We start from the raw sequence: 16,049 nt of genomic DNA, 5'->3' as shown, positions 1-16,049 counted from the left end.
CTTGCTCTGCCTTAGGGGTCGACGAAGATCGTCGCCGGGTTCTCCAGCAACTCCTTGAGCCTCTGCACGAAGACGGCGGCGTCCCATCCGTCGATGACGCGGTGATCGAAGCTGCAGGAGAGGTTCATCATCTTGCATGGCACGAACTGCGTGCCGTCCCAGACTGGACGTATCGCGATCTTGTTGACGCCGACGATGGCGACCTCGGGATGATTGATCACCGGCGTGGTCGCAAGGCCGCCGAGCGCGCCGAGCGAGGTGATGGTGATTGTCGAGCCGGTCAGCTCCTCGCGCGTCGCGGTGCCCTCGCGGGCGCGCTGCGCGAGACGGTTCAGCTCGATGCTGCAGTCCCGGAGGTCGCGCGCCTCCGCATGCTTCACCACGGGCACGACGAGGCCTGACGGAGTTTGGGTTGCGATGCCGATATGGATGCCGGCATGCTCGTGGACGATGCCGGCCTCGTCGTCATAGAGAGCGTTGAGCGCGGGCTGCTCGGTAAGCGCCTTGACCATCGCCCGCATCAGGAACGGCAGCAGCGTTAGCTTCGGGTGCTCCGGCGGAGGCTTCCTGTTCAGCGTCGCGCGCAGATCCTCCAGCGGCGAGACGTTGACCTCCTCGATGATGGTGATGTGCGGGATGCGAGACTTCGACAGCGCCATCTTCTCGGCAATGCGGCGGCGCAAGCCCACCACCTTGACGTCGGTGACGGCGGTCTTCGGAGCCATGCCGCGACCATGGGTCGGTGCCGGCCCGCGCGACAGGAAGGCGTCGATGTCCTCGTGGGTGACGCGTCCGGCGGGGCCTGTACCGTGGACCTGGCGCAGGTCGATGCCGGCTTCCCGCGCCTTGAGGCGTATGGCGGGCGAGGCCAGCGGCTTCTCGCCCGGCGTGCGGCGGACCGCAGACGTGGTCGCCGGCCGGGCCTCGATGGCCGCGGGGCGGATGCGGGCAGGGGGCGTTGGCACAGCATCCGGGGTTTTGGCATTCGTCACGGCCGATGGTGTGGCGACGTCTTCCGTCGGTGCCTCGTCTGCCGGCTCCGAGGTATCATCGCCTGCGACCTTGAGCTTCACGAGCGTCGAGCCGATCGCCACCGCATCGCCAATCCGGGCGCCGATCCAGCTGACCTCGCCTGCGAGCGGCGAGGGAATCTCGACCGAGGCCTTGTCAGTCATCACGGTGGCGAGCAGGTCGTCCTCGCGAACAAGATCGCCCTCCTTGACGTGCCACTCGACGAGTTCTGCTTCGGCGATGCCTTCCCCGATATCCGGAAGCTTGACGCTGCGCTCACCCATCAGCGTGTCTCCATGATGTCGCGCAGTGCTTGCCCGAGCCTGATAGGACCTGGGAAATAGTCCCATTCCTGGGCATGCGGGTAGGGCGTGTCCCAGCCGGTGACGCGCATCACCGGCGCTTCGAGATGATAGAAGCAGTGCTCCTGCACCAGCGCCGTGAGCTCCGCGCCGAAGCCGGAGGTCAGGGTTGCTTCGTGCAGCACGATGCAGCGGCCGGTCCTGGCGACGGAAGCGATGATCGTCTCGAGATCGAGCGGAAGCAGGGTGCGCAGGTCGATCACCTCGGCATCGACGCCCGTCTCCTCGACTGCCGCCAGCGCGACGTGAACCATGGTGCCGTACGTCAGGACGGTGACGGCCTCTCCGGCGCGCCGCGTCACCGCCTTGCCGAGCGGCGTGGTGTAGTGTCCCTCCGGCACTTCGGAGAGCTCATGTTTGGCCCATGCGGTGACCGGGCGATCGTGATGACCGTCGAACGGGCCGTTGTAGAGCCGCTTTGGCTCCAGAAAGATGACGGGATCCGGATCCTCGATGGCCGCGATCAGGAGGCCCTTCGCATCATGGGGATTGGACGGCACTACGGTCTTCAGTCCCGCGACATGGGTGAAGAGTGCCTCGGGGCTCTGGCTGTGGGTCTGTCCACCGAAAATGCCTCCGCCGGTCGGCATGCGGATGACGAGGGGGCAGGTGAAGTCGCCAGCCGAACGATAGCGCAGGCGAGCTGCCTCCGAGACGATCTGGTCGTAGGCCGGATACATGTAATCGGCGAACTGAAGCTCGACGCAGGGGCGCAGTCCATAAGCGGCCATGCCGATCGCGGTGCCGACGATGCCGCATTCGCTGATCGGCGCATCGAAACAGCGCGAGACGCCGTACTTCTGCTGCAGGCCCTGCGTGCAGCGGAACACGCCGCCGAAAAAGCCGACGTCCTCGCCATAGACCACGACGTCGTCGTTGCGAGCCATCGAGACGTCGAGCCCCGAGCGGATTGCCTCGATCATCGTCATGCGCGGCATGGCTCAGACTCCGATCTGCTGGCGCTGCCGACGCAGATGCGGCGGTAGTTCGGCATAGACATCCTCGAAGATATCGCGCGCCGAGGGCTTACCGCCGGAATGCAGGGTGCCGAAGGCCTCGGCTTCCTTCTGCGCGGCGATGACGGTGGCAAGAATCTCGGCCTCGGTCTGCTTGTGGCGCTCCTCCGACCAGGCGCCGGCTGCGATGAGATGCTGCTTGAGCCGGATCACGGGATCGCCCAGCGGCCACTCCTCGGATTCGTGCTTCGGCCGGTAGGCGGAAGGATCATCCGACGTCGAATGGGCGCCGGCGCGGTAAGTGACGTATTCGATCAGTGTTGGCCCGAGGTTGAGCCGCGCCCGCTCGATCGCCCATTTTGCGACGGCATAGGTCGCGAGATAGTCGTTGCCGTCAACCCTGAGCGCGGGGATGCCGAAGCCGAGGCCGCGCGCCGCGAAGGTGCCCGAGCCGCCACGCGCGATGCCCTGGAAGGTCGAGATGGCCCACTGGTTGTTGACCACGTTGAGGACGACCGGCGCCTTGTAGGTCGAGGCGAAGACAAGCGCCGCATGGAAATCCGATTCCGCCGTCGAGCCGTCGCCGATCCAGGCGGCGGCAATGCGGTTGTCGCGCTTGATCGCCGACGCCATGGCCCAGCCGACCGCCTGGACGAACTGCGTGGCGAGGTTGCCCGAAATCGAAAAGAAGCCGTGCTTTTTCGAGGAGTACATCACGGGCAATTGCCGGCCCTTTAGCGGATCATGCTCATTGGAATAGATCTGACACATCATGTCGACGAGCGGATAGTCATGCGCGATCAGCAGGCCGGCCTGACGGTAGGTCGGGAAGTTCATGTCGTCGGGGCCGAGCGCGATGCGGAACGCGCAGCTCACCGCTTCCTCGCCGGTGTGCTGCATGTAGAAAGACGTCTTGCCCTGACGTTGCGCCATCTGCATGCGCGCGTCGAACGTGCGCAGGGTCATCATGTGGCGCAGGCCGGCGACCAGTTCGTCCAGGGAGAGGTCCGGCACCCATGGCCCGATTGCCCGGCCCTCGTGATTGAGCACGCGGATGATCGAGTAGGCGAGGTCACGAATCTCCTCAGGGAGCACGTCGACCGGCGGACGCCGGACTGAGCCTGCCTTCGGAATCGAGACGCCGGAGAAATCCGGCTTGCCCCCCGGACGGCTTGCAGGCTCCGGAACGTGAAAGCGAAGTGGCGTGGGGCTGTTCATGGAAGCATCCGCTCGTTTGCCGGTTCTGCAGAGACGACGCCTGGCCGACCGGATTCCTCGCGCGCGAGCCCCACGACGCGAAGGTCCGTGATGGCCGGATGGCGCGACAGCCGTTCCGCGATGTCAGTGCAATCGGCCGACGGCTGGACTTCAAGGACCATCCGTATCGTCCGGCCGCCACCGGGGCAGGTCGTCATCGCGACCTGGTCGAGGCCGAAGCCGAACCGCGCCGCGTCGAGGACGAGCCGAACGATCCCGTCAAAGGGGTCGGATGTGGTCGCGATCACGCTGACGGATCGGCGCTGTTGAGGTTGCATGTCACGTTCTCCCGCCGCACAATGATAATCTCCTGGTTCGAGAAAATTTCCCAAAATTCCGGTGTATTGGCCGGAATCGCGGAAAAATCTCCCGCCGGAATGCAAAAAGACAGAAGGATTGACCCATGCCCTCCAAGCGCAGCCCCGTCGAGGATCTCGATCATCTGGATCGCCGGATTCTCTCTGCGCTTTGCGAGAACGGCCGCTTGACGACGAGTGCGCTGGCGGAGCAGGTCGGGCTCTCGAGTTCTCCATGCTGGACCAGAGTGAAGCGCCTGGAGGAAAACGGAGCGATCGAGAAATATGTCGCGGTGCTCAATCACGCCAATCTCGGATACAACAACATCGCCTTCGTCGAGATCACGCTGGACAAGCATGACGACAAGGTGCTCGATCGCTTCGGTACTGCCCTGTCGCGGATTCCGGAGGTGATGGAGGCCTACCTGGTGACCGGCGATTACGACTATCTCATCAAGGTCGTCGTGCGAGACACCGATCACTACGAGCGCTTCCTGCGACAGTCGTTGTACAGGATACCGGGTATTCGGCAGTCGCGAACGACATTCGGCCTGCGCACCCTGAAGCGCCAGATTTCGATCGATCCCTCCAAGGCCGGTCCGCCGTAAGCGCGGCTGTTTCGAACGGGCCCCTGAGGGGCGGGCTCCCGCGATCGGGAGCCCGACGAAAGATGCTCGTGGCGCCGCGCGCCTAAGCCAGGAGCATTCGGTTCGACGCCAGCTCCCGTGTTCGAGCGGAAGCCAGCGGAGCATCAGAACGCGGTCTTCTTGCCGATGATGCCGACATAGCTCGATCGCACCAGGGCGCCCCATCGCCCATCCTTCTTGACGATCACATAGAAGGAATCGGCCGACAATATCGGCTTGTCGTTGGCGTCATAGCGCGTGAACCGCGTGATGAAGTGCAGCTTGTCGTCGGATTTTTGCACGAGCTTGCGATACGTCCATGCCGAACGCGCCCAGGTCGAGGCCTGCGCCAACTGCTTCGCGTCGTTCGATTGCGCATATTCTTCCGGCGTGTTCCAGATCTGAACCTGGCCGGCGGCGATCCGGATGTGCGGATAATGGACCGTCTTGGCCCAGGCTTCCGCATCTCGCGAGTTGAACGCCTTCATGAACTCGTCGAGATAGGAGCATCCCTGCTTCAAGAGTTCGTCGTTTCCGGGATTCAGGCACTCATCGTCGGCCTGAGTTTGAGCGAGCGCAACGGTGCTCATGCCAAAGAACACACCCGCGAGCGCGAGCAGTCTACGAAATTTCATACTTTACCTCCCTGTCAGGTGAAATCGGCTCTGTTTCGTTGTGATTGGTCGAGGCGCCGATCGCGTTTCGATCTTCAAGTAGGCGAAGCGCCGAGGCAATGCCGGCGAAGCGCAGTATTTCTGACGGGGGTGTCAGTTTTTCTCAACGGCCGAGATCTCGACGACACTGCCGGTGTGAGCGTCAAAATGCCGGAGGATCAGAAAAACGAAACAGGGGGTCAGAAAAAGCGCCTTGCATGAGGCGGGGAGACCTCGCTCATCTTGCCCACCAAGAAGAGCCTGTTGCAGGCGGGGAAACAACGATGATCGCGAGCAGTCAATCCTGCGCGAGGGCTCGGCCCGGTCGCGCCTCCGAAGCCGGAAACGGTTGACCGGAACATGAGCCGCTCGGAGCATCTGGTGCGTGGAATTCCATCGTTCAGGCTGACGCAGGAGGAGGTCATCTTCTGCATCACGCTCGTCCTGATCGCGGCTTTCTCGATCTTCCTGCCCAGGTTTCTCACCGCCGGGAACATCCTCACGCTGCTGAACAACGTCGCGACGCTCGGCATCCTTGCGGTCGGCATGGCGCTGGTCGTCGTCGGGCGCGGCATCGACCTGACCATGATCGCGGTGATGGTGATCGGCGTTGCGTTCAGCATCTGGCTGTCGACCACCGGCCTGCCGTTTGGCTGGGCACTGGTGGTTGGCGGGCTGCTCGTCATCCTCGTCGGCGTCGGCACCGGAACGCTCGTCGCGGTGGCGGACGTGCCGCCGATCTTTGCGACCCTCGGCCTCGCATCGGTGGTCTACGGCGCGGGGCGAATCGTCTTCAAGTCGGACGTGGTCTATGCTCCGACGGGGCACGGCTGGTTCACATTCCTCGGAACAGGGACGATCGCCGGCGTTCCCGTCTCGGTCTGCGTGGCGGCGGTGCTGGCTGGACTCGTGGCCCTGTTCCTGCGGAAGACCCGCTTCGGGCGGTTCATCTACGCGACCGGCGACAATCCTTTCGCCGCGCGCACCATGGGATTGCCGGCCCGGCCGGTCATCATCTCGCAATATGCCGCCAGCGCCCTGATTGCGTTTCTGTCCGGCATCCTGATGTGCGCGGTGGTCTCCGGCATCAACACGCGCCTGTACAACTCGACGCTGATCTACGATGTGCTTCTCGTCGTTGTGCTTGGTGGCATTGGCCTCAGCGGTGGGCAGGGCGGTGTCCGCAATGTGATCGTGGGCACGATCCTTGTCGGCGTTCTCACCAACGGCATGACGATCCTCAACATCAGCTTCACGGCCCAGAACCTCATCAAGGGCGTGATCCTGCTTGGCGCTCTGGCGATCGATGCGCTGCTCAATCCGCGCGACGAACAGACCTCGCAGAGTGGCGATATCTAGGGCGAACGCCTCAAGCGATTACAAACCGGGAGGACATCATGGTTTCAGTTCTGCGAAAATTGTTGTTGACGGGCCTCGTGCTCGGGGGCCTTGCGTCCGCGACGCCGAGCATCGCCGCCGAGGTGCAGCAGGTCGGCAGAGAGGCATATCTGAAGGCCCTCAAGGGCAAGAAGGTGATCTTCGTTCCGATCTCCCAGGGCTTCGACCTCAACCAGGCCTGGGTGACGGTATGGCAGCGGCATGCTCAACGCTATGGCTTCACGCTCGAAGTGCGCGATCCCAACATGAATACAGAGGCGGGCATTCGCGCGCTGACCGGCGCGATCGCCGAGAAGCCCGATCTGCTGATCGTGCAGAATCCGGACGTGCAGACCTATGCGCGCCAATTGAAGCAGGCTCAGGAGGCCGGAATTCCGGTGCTTCAGGTCAACATGCAGTCGGCGACCCAGACGGATTCGTATGTGGGAAACGATTGGATCGAGATGGGCCGGCTCGAGATGGGCGAACTGGCCAAGGCCTGCGCCAAGGGCAAGGGCCCGTCCACCAAGGTCGTCTGGCTCGCCGGGGTGGAGACCGGTGCGGCCAACATCTACATGCGCCAGGGCATCAACGAGGTGCTGGTCGCCAATCCCGACCTTCAGCTCGTATCTGATCAGGCCGCCAACTACGACTCCGACAAGGCGCGCCAGATCACTGCGACGGTTCTCCAGCAGCATCCCGATCTCTGCGGCGTGATGGGCATCTGGGACAACGCCGAGGTCGGCGCCGGAGCTGCCGTGGCAGCCGCAGGCAAGACCGGGCAGGTCACGATCGTCACGAATGGCGCAGGAAGCCAGACCGGTTGCGACAGCATCAAGAAAGGGCTCCTGACCGTCGTCTATAACTTCCATGCCGACATCCAGGGCGAGATCGCGGCAGGCCAGATATCCGAGCTGCTGCAAGGCAACCGCAAGGCGGCTGCCGTCAAGGACGTGTTCTTCGGGCCGGTGACGCGGGTCGACAAGAACAATGCGACCGGCCGCAACTGCTGGACGCTCGACGAGCTCAAGTAAGAGGCATGTCGCGCTACGGCCCCAGGCCGGCGAGCGCAGGGAATGAGCGAGATGAGTTTTTCGACCGATATCGTTCGCTGGCGGTACAAGCTTCTCCCCGATCACGTGATCGGGGAGGTCCTCACCAAGAAGTGGGTCGATAGCGCCATCCCGTTCCTGGCGCTGGCGCTGCTCGTGTTCGGCCTGGGACCGTTTGTTCCGCACTTCTTCGAATGGACCACGCTCGGAAACCTCGCGCGCCAGTTTGCGGAGTTTGGGCTGATCGTTCTCGGCCTCACGATCGTGATGATGTCGGGCGGAATCGATCTGTCCGTCGGCTCGGTTTTCGCACTGTCCGTGCTGATGTCCCTGATCGGCATGAATGTCGAGGGATGGAGCGCTGGTACTGGTCTCGTTGCCACACTGGCTGTCGGAGCCTCATGCGGTGCTTTGAACGGGCTGCTTGTCGGCTATGTCAGGATGCGGGCGTTCCTCACGACACTGGTCACCCTCATCATCTTCCGATCGTTGTTCGAGATCGTCTTTCCCGAGTTCTCGACGGCGATTGTGACCAACATGTCCGACTCCGCCGCGTTTGAATATCTCGGCACCGCGAATATCGGGCTGGCGCCGGTCTCCTTCCTGATCACGGCCGCCATCGCAATCGGCGTTCACGTGGTGCTCTCGCGCACACGGTATGGCTGGCATCTACTCGCCGTCGGTGGGGCGCGCCGTTCGGCGTACAATGCCGGCATCAATGTTCGCTGGACGATTTTCAGCGCCTATGTTTGTTGCAGCACCCTCGTTGCCCTGTCCGGATTCCTGTTCGCGAGCCGAATCGGGAGCGCGGCGTCGGACGTCGGGGCGGGACTCGAGCTGCAGGCGCTCACGGCCACTGTGCTGGGCGGCATCTCGCTGGGTGGTGGGCGGGGCACGGTCTCCAAGGCGATCATGGGGGCCGTTTTCGTGCTGCTCCTGTCGAACAGCTTCCTCGCGCTCGCGATCTCCGGCCCCGGGGCCGACCTCGTGCTGGGTCTGATCCTTGTCGCCGCCGTCTTCCTTGACGTGCGCTGGGTCAAGAACCGCCACAAGCTGCTGCGGAGCGTCTACATTTCCCCGGCCTATGCCCGCATGCCCGCCCCCATCCCGACGGACCTGGGCGCCGGCGCCATGGCACCGAACGACAGGCTGCGCGACGTCGGCGTCATCGGCCTTGGCATTCTGGAGGGCGCCGAGGACGTCATCTTCGATCGCCACGACAACCTCTACACAGGCAACCGTCACGGCGACATCGTGCGCTGGCTTCCGCCCGATTATCAGCGCTGGGAGGTGCTGGCGCATATCGGCGGCTCGCCGCTGGGGATGGCGTTCGATCGCCAGGGACATCTCAACATCTGCGTCGCGGGAATGGGCCTCTATCAGGTCGAGATGAACGGCACGGTGCGCCGCCTGACCGCGGAGACGAACCGGAGCCTGCTGTCGATCATCGACGATTCCAACATGAAGCTCGCGGACGATCTCGACATCGCGCCCGATGGCACGATCTATTTCAGCGAGGCGACGACGCGATTCGAGATGCACGACTGGTACTCGGACGCGCTCGAGAGTCGCGGCAACGGTCGTATCATCCGCTACGACCCGAAGACCAGAAGGACCCGAACCGTTCTGAAGAACCTCGTGTTTCCGAACGGCATCTGCATGTCCTACGACAACGAATCCCTGCTCTTCGCGGAAAGCTGGGCTTGCCGGATCAGTCGGTACTATTTCGATGGACCGAAGAAGGGCGAGGTGGAGGTCGTCATTCCGAACCTTCCCGGTTACCCCGACAACATCAATCGCGCGTCCGACGGGTGCTACTGGCTGGCCTTGATGGGGATGCGTACACCGGCGCTCGACCTGTCGCTCGAGATGCCGGGCTTCCGCAAGAGGATGTCGCGGCGGTGCTCCGAAGATGCCTGGCTGATGCCGAATTTGAACACCGGTTGTGTTCTCAAGTTCAACGAGCGCGGCGAGATCCTCGAAAGCTATTGGGATCAGGGCGGTCAGAAGCATCCCATGATCACCTCGATGCGCGAGCACAAGGGCGTGCTTTATCTCTGCGGAATCTTCAACAACCGGATGGGGACATATCGGCTGGAGGGAGCCGATCCAGCGTTCTGCGGTGTGGACAGCTATTGGGGCCACCGCTCGTGAAATGGATCGACAAAGTGCTGGGGCGCCGCGAAGGCGCGGTCACGGTGCCAGTGCTCGACGGCCCGTTCCTGTCGAACCAGAAGCTCGAGGCCGCACCGGTCCTCTGCCAGGTCGATCAGGTCGACAACCTCGTGGCTCTCGGTGCCAACCTCTTTGCCTCGAGCGGCTCCGGGCTGCTCCGTCTGCGGCCGACCTCCTCCTCAGGTCCGGAGACAATGGCAAGGTTCGATGCCCCGATCTCGGCGATGGCTGGACTCGGGGATGCGCTGGCGATCGGGCTGGACCGCAAGGGCCTCGTCGTGCGGGGCGGTCGCTTCGACGGCAAGGTGGTGCAGCATTCAGGTGATGTCCTGCATTGCCCGACCGCAATCGCGTGGCTGGACGAGTCGACGCTCGCCGTGTGCAACGGGTCGAAACATGTCGGTGCACTCGACTGGCGGCGTGCGCTGATGACGAAGGATCTTTCCGGCTCAGTCGTCGTCGTCGATCTCGTCAAGGACCGGGTTACGATCGCAGCGACCGGATTGGGGTGGCCATCCGGATTGGCGGCATCAGACGGACAGGTGTTCGTCTCCGAGTGTCTGCGTCACCGCGTCCTTGCGCTGGCGCTTCCGGCTGGAAAGCCCGTTGAGCTTGTCACCAGCCTGCCTGGCTATCCCGCACGCCTGACGCGCGCGGCTGCCGGTGGCATTTGGCTTTCCTTCTATTCCGTGCGCAACCAGCTCGTGGAGTTCATCCTGCGCGAGGATGAATACAGGAACCGTATGGTCAACGAGCTGCCGGAAGAGCACTGGGTGGCCCCGTCACTCTGTTCAGGACGCAGCTTCAAGGAGCCGATGCAGGGAAGCCAGCTGAAGCAGATGGGCATCCTGAAGCCCTATTCGGTCACGCGGTCTTATGGGCTGATAGCGTATTGCGACGCGAGCATGACGCCCATCGGATCCTTCCACTCCCGCGCGGACGGCACGCGGCATGGTGTCGTGGCGGCCGCCGAATGCGCAGGCGCGCTCTACCTCGCCAGCCGCGGTTCGAACGCGGTCCTGGAAATCCGCGATCCGGCGACGGTCCTCTCGGAGTAATCGCATGCAGCCAATTCTGGAAATCCGCAACGGAACGAAGCTGTTTGGAAGGATCCCCGCCTTCCAGGAAGTCGATTTCGCCGTTTCGCCGGGAGAGGTACACGCCATTCTCGGCGAGAACGGTGCCGGCAAGTCGACGCTGACGAAGGTTCTTGCCGGCGTCTACAAGCTCACGTCCGGAGAGATGCTCCTGAACGGGACGCCGGTGCAGTTGTCGACGCCTGCCGAAGGCCTGAAGCAGGGTATTGTCATGGTCTACCAGGAGACCAATCTCGTGCCGTCGATGACGGTGGCGCAGAACATCTACCTAGGCGAGGAGAAGGTGTTCAATAGGCTGCGGGGACTCTACATCCAGGCCCGACAATTCCTGGCTGGCATGGGATTCCAGGTCGATCCCACGGCACAGGTCTCGCAGCTCGGAGCGGCGCAAAAGCAGATGGTGGAGATCGCGCGCGCCGTTCATCACAAGGCGAAGGTGATCATCTTCGACGAACCGACGGCGACGCTCACGCCGGAGGAGAAGCGGCACTTCTTCAACCTGATCCGGCGTCTGGTGGCCGACAAGGTCGCGATCATCTTCATTTCGCACGCGCTTGAAGAGGCGATGCAGTTGGCCGATCGCATTACAATTCTCCGGGACGGGCGGCTTGTCGCATCGGATGTCAAGGAGACCTTCACGCGCGATACGGTCATCCAGGCAATGGTCGGACGAAACCTGACCGAGACGTTGCATGGCGATCACGGCCGCCCGCCCAGGCCGTATGGTGAACGGGTGCTCAGCGTGGAGAATTTGTCTTCGGGCACGATGGTCCGCAACACGTCATTCTCTATCTTCGCAGGACAGGTGACGGGTGTCTTCGGGCTGGTCGGCGCCGGTCGCACCGAAATGATGAAGGTGGTCGCTGGCGTGTTGAAGCGGGACATCTTCCATGGTGGCGAGATCAAGTATCGCGGCAAATCGGTCCGCTACCGGGTTCCGCGGATGGCGGTCCGCGAGGGCATCGTCTACGTCACGGAAGACCGCAAGTTCGACGGTTTTTTCGAGACAATGACGGTGGCCGAGAACCTGCATCTGGGCGAGCTCTCGCGCTTCTCGAACCCGCTGTCCGTGATCTCGATGACACAGGCGAAGGAGCTCGCGCGACAATGGGCCGGGCGGCTTCAGCTTCGGTCGATCAATGAAAAGGCCAGGGTGATCGAACTCTCCGGCGGCAACCAGCAGAAGGTCGTCATCGCGCGGTCGCTCATCCAGAAGCCCAGGCTGATCATCTTCGACGAGCCGACCCGCGGTGTCGACGTCGGCGCCATCGTCGAGATCCACCGGTTCATCAATAGCCTGGCTGACGACGGTCTCGCCGTGGTCGTGATCTCCTCCTACCTGCCCGAGGTCATGGCACTCTCGGACCGCATCCTGGTCGCAAAGCGGGGAAAGATCGTCGAAGAGATCAAGACAGCCGAGGCAACCGAGCAGCAGATCATGTACGCCGCCGTCCACTAGGCGGCCTGCCACAGCATATGCCGGCTGTCCCAACACGATCATGTGGGGCACGACACCGGCGACCGGACATGCAAGAGATGAACGAGGTCACCGTGACGAGGGTCGGAATTATCGGCGTGGGCCTGATGGGCCACGGCATCGCGAAGAACGTCCTGGCGCGGGGCCGCTTCCCCCTGGCGTTTCTCGATCACCCGGGCAACCAGCCCGTCGACGATCTCGTCGGACTCGGTGCCACAGCCTGCAAGACTCCTGCTGACGTAGCGGAAGCATCGGACATCATCATCCTCTGCGTCACCGGTTCGCCCCAGGTCGAGGCGGTTCTCACCGGTGACGCGGGCATCTTGTCCCGGCTGCGCAAGGGAACCATCATCGTCGATTGTTCGACCGCATTGCCGGAATCGACATTGCGGATGGCCGCGGCCGTCCGCGCCGCCGGCGGGGCCTTCCTCGATGCGCCCATGACCCGCACGGCAAAGCATGCGGAAGATGGGGCGCTGAACCTTCTGGTTGGAGGCGACGAAACAGATTTTCAGAATGCCTGCGCGGTCCTCGCATCCTTCACCGAGCGGGTCGAAAGAGTTGGGCCGGTGAGCTTTGGTCATCGGCTCAAGCTGCTCCACAACTATGTCTCGATCGGGTTCATGGCGCTGCTCAGCGAAGCCGCCGCACAGGCGGCCGATGCGGGCGTCGATCCCGCGGTTTTCGTCGATGTCCTCGCCAAAGGAGGTGGGGCCGGCGCTGCGCTACAGCGTATGACGCCAGCCATCGTGACGGACGACGTCGGCACGGTCCCGTTCTTCATCGGCAATGCGTTGAAAGACATCGATTATTACCGGACCATGGCAAGCGCATCCGGCGCATCCAGGACGATCGCGGACGGCGTTGCCGGCGCGATCGCGGCAGTGGTCGAGAGCGGTCACGGCGAGGCGTACATACCGGAATTGGCGCGCTTTCTGCGGAAGCCGCACCCGGCCGCCTAGAGGCCCTGCCCGAGTCGAAGAATCACCGCTATGCAGGCGCGAAATCAGACAACGGCGGGGCATCCGTCCATCGCCTCTGTTGAGACAGGAGTACTCCGATGACGAAAGCTGAGATCCGATTTCCGCTCGACGGCCGAGCCCGAAAGATGTTCGTCGATGGCGCGTGGGTGGAAGCCCGCTCGGGCAAGGTCTTCGAGACGCGCAATCCTGCGACCGGCGAAGTGATCGGTCGTGTCCCGCGCGGCGAGGCGGCCGACATCAGCGTCGCGGTCGCTGCGGCCCGACGCGCTTTCGTAGGACCGTGGAGCCGTTTCAAGCCGTTCGAGCGGCAGGCGCTGCTCCTGCGTATCGCCGACCTGTTCGAGAAGCACTGGGAGGAGATCAGCCAATCCGATACGGCCGATATGGGAATGCCGATCGCCCGGACGCGCGCAAACAAGCTTCGCGTGATCGGCATGCTGCGATACTACGCCGGCATGGCGACCGCGCTCCATGGGCAGACGGTAGATAATTCGCTTCCTGGGGACATCGTCTCGTTCACCCGGAAGGAGCCCATCGGCGTGGTTGGCGCCATCATCCCGTGGAATGCGCCGACGGCCGCATCGGTCTGGAAGATCGGGCCCGCGCTCGCGACCGGCTGCACGATCGTGCTCAAGCCGTCGGAAGAGGCGCCGCTGACGCCGCTGCTGATCGCGGATCTGATGAACGAGGCCGGCGTGCCGCCCGGCGTCGTCAACGTGGTGACCGGAACCGGGGTGGAGGCCGGCGCGCCTCTGGCCGAGCATCCCGATGTCGACAAGATCGTCTTCACCGGCTCCACCGCGACCGGCCAGGCGATCATCCGGGCTTCGGCCGGCAACCTCAAGCGGGTGTCTCTCGAGCTTGGCGGAAAGTCACCGGTCATCGTCTGTGCCGACGCTGATCTCGACAAGGCCGTGCCGATCGCCGCGATGGCCGCATTCGCCAATTCGGGCCAGATCTGCATCGCCGGCTCGCGCCTGTTCGTGGAGCGTAAAATCCATGATGAATTGGTCGAGCGGCTCGGGAAGTTCGCCTCGGCCCTGAAGATCGGCGATGGCGCGGATCCGACGACGGAGATCGGACCTCTCGTTTCCCAGCGACAGCTCGACAAGGTCGAGGGCTTCCTGCAAAGCGGGCGCGAGGAGGGCGCGAAGGTGGTGGCCGGCGGCCGGCGCGTGAGGGAGGGGAATCTTGCGAAGGGGAACTTCGTCGAGCCGACCGTGTTCGCCGGCGTCTCCGATGATATGCAGATCGCCCGTGACGAAATCTTCGGCCCGGTCATTTCCGCACTGCCGTTCGACACCCTCGACGAGGCAGTGGAAAGAGCCAATGCGACGCCGTACGGGCTCGCGGCAGGTGTCTTCACGCGCGACGTGAGCAAGGCCCACGTCATCTCTCGCAGCCTCCGCGCAGGGTCGGTGTGGGTGAACACCTATCACGCGCTGGATCCCGCAATGCCATTCGGCGGCTACAAGATGAGCGGATATGGCCGCGAGGGCGGCACCGAGCATCTCGACGAGTATCTGCACACGAAGGGTGTCTGGATCAAGCTGGACTGACCTTGAGACGATGCGATCGCATGCGTGCCTGCCGTGCGCAATCTGAGGCAACCACAGATGCAATTCACCGAGCGAGTATCATGAAAGACACTTACACAATTGCTGTCGTGCATGGCGACGGCATCGGCCCTGAAGTGGCGCGTGCGGCGGTCGCGGTGCTGCAGGCCGGCGTCCAGGCCGGAACGCTGCGGTTCGTGGACTATCCCGCGGGCGCCGATCATTTCCTGAAGACGGGGGACTCGTTCCCGGCAGCCTCGTTCGAGGGCTGCAGGACGGCCGACGCCATTCTGCACGGTGCGGCCGGCATTCCCGGCGTGGTCCATCCTGACGGGACCGAGGCCGGGCTCGACTTCACGTTGACGCTCCGCTTCAAGCTCGACCTTTTTGCCAATGTACGGCCGATCAAACTCTACAAGGGCGTTCCGTCGCCCCTGGGGCGGCCGGGTCCGATCGATTACGTCATCGTCAGGGAGAACAGCGAAGGACTCTATGCCGCGCGCGGCGCGGGTGCGCTACTGAGGGAAGAAGTGGCTGTCGATACCCTCGTCCAGACCCGGAAGGGCGTCGAGCGCATCGTACGGTTCGCGTTCGAGCTGGCCAGAACGCGCAACGGCTCGCCGAAGGACGGACGGCGCCGCGTGACCTGCTGCGACAAGGCCAATGTGCTGCGGACCTACGCGTTCTTCCGTGCCGTGTTCGACGAGGTGGCGAAGGAATATCCCGACATCGAGACCGAGCACGTCCTTGTTGACGCGATGACGGTTCATCTCGTCAACAAGCCCTCTCATTTCGATGTCATCGTTACCGAGAACATGTTCGGCGACATCATTTCCGATCTCGGTGCGGCGACGGTCGGCGGCATGGGCATGGCTCCATCGGAAGAGGTCGGTGACGGGATCGGTTTCTTCCAGGCCTCGCACGGCTCGGCGCCCGACATCGCGGGAAAGGGACTCGCCAATCCCTATGGAACCATCCTGGCATCGATCCTGATGCTGAGGCGTCTGGATCAGCGCCATCGCGATAGCCGGCTGAGGCTTGGGGCCGACAGGATCGAAGCTGCGGTGTGCGCCGGGCTGGAGGCCCCCGCATTGAGGACCCGCGACATCGGCGGCGTCGCGCCGACCAATCAGGTCGTGGATGCTCTGCTGAAACGGCTTTGATGCGCCGG

General features: G+C 63.4%; 14 protein-coding genes. 9 read left to right on the top strand and 5 right to left on the bottom strand.

What is annotated here, in order from left to right; all coding sequences use genetic code 11:
- Positions 1-11 precede the first annotated feature (11 nt).
- Genes WN73_RS01425 through WN73_RS01410 form a run of 4 tightly spaced genes read right to left on the bottom strand, consistent with a single transcriptional unit; the run spans position 12 to position 3,834 of the window.
- Positions 12-1,295, bottom strand: a complete 1,284-nt coding sequence (locus tag WN73_RS01425; RefSeq protein WP_271551221.1) for a dihydrolipoamide acetyltransferase family protein — start codon at positions 1,293-1,295, stop codon at positions 12-14.
- Positions 1,295-2,311 (bottom strand): alpha-ketoacid dehydrogenase subunit beta, encoded by a 1,017-nt coding sequence (locus WN73_RS01420; protein WP_011089072.1) that lies wholly within the window; start codon positions 2,309-2,311, stop codon positions 1,295-1,297. The genes WN73_RS01425 and WN73_RS01420 overlap by 1 nt, the downstream gene beginning before the upstream one ends.
- A gap of 3 nt (positions 2,312-2,314) precedes the next feature.
- Positions 2,315-3,547, bottom strand: coding sequence for a 3-methyl-2-oxobutanoate dehydrogenase (2-methylpropanoyl-transferring) subunit alpha (locus WN73_RS01415; protein ID WP_028176113.1), 1,233 nt, complete (start codon positions 3,545-3,547; stop codon positions 2,315-2,317).
- Entirely contained in the window at positions 3,544-3,834 is a 291-nt protein-coding gene (locus WN73_RS01410) for a hypothetical protein (protein WP_271551217.1), read from the bottom strand. Before WN73_RS01410 ends, WN73_RS01415 begins: the two co-directional genes overlap by 4 nt.
- A gap of 155 nt (positions 3,835-3,989) precedes the next feature.
- Between WN73_RS01410 and WN73_RS01405 the strand changes: the two genes are divergently transcribed.
- Positions 3,990-4,490, top strand: coding sequence for an Lrp/AsnC family transcriptional regulator (locus WN73_RS01405; RefSeq protein ID WP_011089070.1), 501 nt, complete (start codon positions 3,990-3,992; stop codon positions 4,488-4,490).
- Positions 4,491-4,633: 143 nt separating this feature from the next.
- Here WN73_RS01405 and WN73_RS01400 read toward each other — a convergent pair whose 3' ends face one another.
- Complete coding sequence (locus WN73_RS01400) at positions 4,634-5,143, bottom strand: hypothetical protein (protein ID WP_011089069.1); 510 nt, start codon at positions 5,141-5,143, stop codon at positions 4,634-4,636.
- 378 nt (positions 5,144-5,521) lie between these two features.
- Here WN73_RS01400 and WN73_RS01395 point away from each other — a divergent pair, with 378 nt between their 5' ends.
- From WN73_RS01395 to WN73_RS01360, 8 genes are all read left to right on the top strand, one after another.
- Complete coding sequence (locus WN73_RS01395; protein ID WP_011089068.1) at positions 5,522-6,520, top strand: ABC transporter permease; 999 nt, start codon at positions 5,522-5,524, stop codon at positions 6,518-6,520.
- 38 nt (positions 6,521-6,558) lie between these two features.
- Entirely contained in the window at positions 6,559-7,572 is a 1,014-nt protein-coding gene (locus tag WN73_RS01390; protein WP_028176110.1) for a sugar ABC transporter substrate-binding protein, read from the top strand.
- Positions 7,573-7,623: 51 nt separating this feature from the next.
- The gene (locus tag WN73_RS01385; protein ID WP_271551210.1) at positions 7,624-9,744 is read left to right on the top strand and encodes an ABC transporter permease; all 2,121 of its coding nucleotides are present in this window, start codon (positions 7,624-7,626) and stop codon (positions 9,742-9,744) included.
- Positions 9,741-10,823 carry a strictosidine synthase gene (locus tag WN73_RS01380; RefSeq protein ID WP_271551208.1) on the top strand — a complete coding sequence of 361 codons (1,083 nt, stop codon included), beginning with the start codon at positions 9,741-9,743 and terminating at the stop codon, positions 10,821-10,823. The genes WN73_RS01385 and WN73_RS01380 overlap by 4 nt, the downstream gene beginning before the upstream one ends.
- Positions 10,824-10,827: 4 nt before the next feature.
- Entirely contained in the window at positions 10,828-12,321 is a 1,494-nt protein-coding gene (locus tag WN73_RS01375) for a sugar ABC transporter ATP-binding protein (protein WP_271551206.1), read from the top strand.
- 17 nt (positions 12,322-12,338) lie between these two features.
- Complete coding sequence (locus WN73_RS01370; protein ID WP_333925089.1) at positions 12,339-13,301, top strand: NAD(P)-dependent oxidoreductase; 963 nt, start codon at positions 12,339-12,341, stop codon at positions 13,299-13,301.
- Between the two features lie 98 nt (positions 13,302-13,399).
- A complete protein-coding gene (locus WN73_RS01365; RefSeq protein WP_011089062.1) occupies positions 13,400-14,881 on the top strand; it encodes an aldehyde dehydrogenase family protein in 1,482 nt (493 codons plus the stop codon).
- Between the two features lie 80 nt (positions 14,882-14,961).
- Positions 14,962-16,041, top strand: coding sequence for an isocitrate/isopropylmalate dehydrogenase family protein (locus WN73_RS01360; protein WP_110116916.1), 1,080 nt, complete (start codon positions 14,962-14,964; stop codon positions 16,039-16,041).
- Positions 16,042-16,049: the final 8 nt, after the last annotated feature.

It is taken from the genome of Bradyrhizobium sp. CCBAU 45394, from assembly GCF_028128655.1.
Lineage (GTDB): Bacteria > Pseudomonadota > Alphaproteobacteria > Rhizobiales > Xanthobacteraceae > Bradyrhizobium > Bradyrhizobium diazoefficiens.
Note: the sequence above shows the minus strand (reverse complement) of the source record. Positions and strands in the feature narration are given on the sequence as shown.

Excerpts from the sequence above, each read along its gene's own strand:
- WN73_RS01425 (WP_271551221.1), bottom strand. The coding sequence starts at position 1,295 with ATGGGTGAGCGCAGCGTCAAGCTTCCGGATATCGGGGAAGGCATCGCC.
- WN73_RS01420 (WP_011089072.1), bottom strand. The coding sequence starts at position 2,311 with ATGCCGCGCATGACGATGATCGAGGCAATCCGCTCGGGGCTCGACGTC.
- WN73_RS01415 (WP_028176113.1), bottom strand. The coding sequence starts at position 3,547 with ATGAACAGCCCCACGCCACTTCGCTTTCACGTTCCGGAGCCTGCAAGC.
- WN73_RS01405 (WP_011089070.1), top strand. The coding sequence starts at position 3,990 with ATGCCCTCCAAGCGCAGCCCCGTCGAGGATCTCGATCATCTGGATCGC.
- WN73_RS01400 (WP_011089069.1), bottom strand. The coding sequence starts at position 5,143 with ATGAAATTTCGTAGACTGCTCGCGCTCGCGGGTGTGTTCTTTGGCATG.
- WN73_RS01395 (WP_011089068.1), top strand. The coding sequence starts at position 5,522 with ATGAGCCGCTCGGAGCATCTGGTGCGTGGAATTCCATCGTTCAGGCTG.
- WN73_RS01390 (WP_028176110.1), top strand. The coding sequence starts at position 6,559 with ATGGTTTCAGTTCTGCGAAAATTGTTGTTGACGGGCCTCGTGCTCGGG.
- WN73_RS01385 (WP_271551210.1), top strand. The coding sequence starts at position 7,624 with ATGAGTTTTTCGACCGATATCGTTCGCTGGCGGTACAAGCTTCTCCCC.
- WN73_RS01375 (WP_271551206.1), top strand. The coding sequence starts at position 10,828 with ATGCAGCCAATTCTGGAAATCCGCAACGGAACGAAGCTGTTTGGAAGG.
- WN73_RS01370 (WP_333925089.1), top strand. The coding sequence starts at position 12,339 with ATGCCGGCTGTCCCAACACGATCATGTGGGGCACGACACCGGCGACCG.
- WN73_RS01365 (WP_011089062.1), top strand. The coding sequence starts at position 13,400 with ATGACGAAAGCTGAGATCCGATTTCCGCTCGACGGCCGAGCCCGAAAG.
- WN73_RS01360 (WP_110116916.1), top strand. The coding sequence starts at position 14,962 with ATGAAAGACACTTACACAATTGCTGTCGTGCATGGCGACGGCATCGGC.